The 392-nt window shown below is 64.3% G+C and carries 1 protein-coding gene; it reads right to left on the minus strand.

The annotated features are described in order from the left end of the window. A partial coding sequence (locus TX83_RS23395) for a hypothetical protein (protein ID WP_222423775.1) occupies positions 1 to 392 on the minus strand: 392 nt, incomplete at both ends.

Genomic DNA, 392 nt, shown 5'->3' on the forward strand with positions numbered 1-392 from the left:
CGCCCACCGCGACCGGACCGGCCGGGGTCGACGTCTTGTTCACCGTCACCGCCGGCGGAACATAGGTATTGGTGATCGAACAGGTTGCCGTCTCGCCGATAGCCAACGTCAGATCGTTACCCGAAAGCGTTCCTCCAGTGCAGCTCCAGGTGCCAGCCGTGTAGGTGACGTTGGCGGGACCGCCTGCTTCAGCCAGCACGTAAGTACCAGCATCGACAGCACCCGTCGCTCCACCGGCACCACTGATGGTGGTCGGCCCAGTCGCGCTGAGTGTCCAATCAGTCGCCGTTGCCGAACCGCCGGATACCACCTTGACCAAGGTCAGCGTCGCCGCCTGATCGTCGTTGACGATCGTGCAGGTCGCGCTTTCGCCGTTGGCCAGGGTCAGGCTG

The organism is Lysobacter antibioticus HS124, from assembly GCF_000336385.2.
GTDB classification, from domain to species: Bacteria; Pseudomonadota; Gammaproteobacteria; order Xanthomonadales; family Xanthomonadaceae; genus Lysobacter; species Lysobacter firmicutimachus.